General features: G+C 40.7%; 1 protein-coding gene. It reads left to right on the forward strand.

Annotated elements, in window-relative coordinates; genetic code table 11:
* Positions 1–293: 293 nt before the first annotated feature.
* A complete protein-coding gene (locus WB217_RS00195; RefSeq protein ID WP_423989515.1) occupies positions 294–1,586 on the forward strand; it encodes an ABC transporter substrate-binding protein in 1,293 nt (430 codons plus the stop codon).
* Positions 1,587–1,684 lie beyond the last annotated feature (98 nt).

Raw genomic sequence — 1,684 nt, forward strand, 5'->3', positions numbered from 1 at the left:
GAGCAAAACAATGGATGACAAACAAATTTTTAAAAAATTGGCTGTGCTAAAAGTAAGTGTTGTTTTATAGCATCTGTTGTTTGGAGAGGAGGGGACTCTCGACTACTGGAAAATGCTACCGTATTTCCTTTGTGTTCTACAGATTTACCGGCCTCCCGCGGAAAGCGAGTCTTTGGTGCGGAAATCAACAGTCTGATTTTACATTGCCCAAAAATTAAATGTTTATCAATGTTTATGAACGGGTAGTAGTTAGGTTGTATTTAATATCAACATGAATATACAGGGGGAGAAACATGAATAGGGGTCTGGCATTAATTCTAGTATCATTTTTATTAATTGGTCTGCTTGCAGGATGTTCTGGAGAACAAAAGGCAGAGGCTGAGAAAACAAAGGACGGAAAGGTCGTCGTCAATTTTTGGTCGTTCTGGGGTTCAGAGACACGTAGGCCAATAATCGAAAAAATCATCGATGATTATAACCAATCCCAAGATAAGGTTTTTGTCAAACATACCTTCCTGCCATGGGGAGATATTTGGACAAAAAACCTGGCATCAGTAGCAGCTGGAAATCCTGCTGACGTCATCATCAACGACATTAACACTGTTGCCCAGCGTGCTGAAAACAAACAGGTTGAAGATTTAAGCAAATATGTTGATGATACATTCAAACAGCAATTTTATCCACACCTATGGGAATCAGTTGAACATAAGGGCAAACCTTATGCTGTTCCTTTCAATACAGATACACGACTGCTTTTTTATAACAAGAAAGCATTCAAGGAAGCGGGATTAGATCCAAACAAGCCACCGGCTACATGGGAAGAGCTTGAAGATTATGCAAAAAAATTAGATGTCAAAAAAGGCGATCACTACGAGCGTATCGGTTTTTATCCATTATGGGGCAGTGCAGGTGCATCAAGCTGGATGACAAACGCTGATAACGGCAAAGGATTTATTGATAATGGTGAATTGTCAATTAACACGCCAAAGAAAGCAGAAGCATTAGAATGGATTCTTGGCTGGAAAGAGCGCCTTGGAGAGAATACAGTTCAGGCTTTCCAGGCCGAGTTCGGAAGTGAACAGGCAAACCCGTTCATCGCTGAAAAAGTAGCAATGTGGGTGGATGTTGGAACCTTCTATACACAGCTAAGAGATTATGGTCAAGACGTTGAGTTTGGGGTCGCCCCTATTCCTGCTTATCAGGAAGGTACCGGCAACTGGGCAGAAGGCGGCGGTTTCGTTGCGGAAATTCCTAAAGGGGCAAAACATCCGAAGGAAGCAATGGATTTCATTAAATATCTAACAGGTGAAGACGCACAGAAGTACTGGGCAGTGAAAAACTATGACAATGTTGCGAACAAAGAAGCAGCAGAAGCAACTGTAACCGAGCTAAAAGGTTCTGACAAAACAGTTTATGAAGCTACTGTTAAGAATCTTGAACAAACAAAAATGTTCCCGGTACCAGTTGAGTATCCTGACTACCACAGCCGGATCAACCCGCAGATCGATAATGCTCTTTTAGGTAAAATATCCCCTGAAAAAGCATTGGAGGAAGCTGAAAAAGATGTCGAAAAAATGAAGAAATAAATGAATAAGAAAAGAGAAGGCGATGCCCTTCTCTTTTTAGTAAAAATTTTTGTTTTCTAAATTGTATATATTTTCTGGTAATTTGTCATTCGAGGGGG

The organism is Mesobacillus sp., assembly GCF_049588175.1.
Classification (GTDB): Bacteria; Bacillota; Bacilli; order Bacillales; family Cytobacillaceae; genus Mesobacillus.

Bases quoted from the DNA above. Each gene is read 5' to 3' on its own strand.
- WB217_RS00195 (WP_423989515.1), top strand. From the start codon at position 294: ATGAATAGGGGTCTGGCATTAATTCTAGTATCATTTTTATTAATTGGT.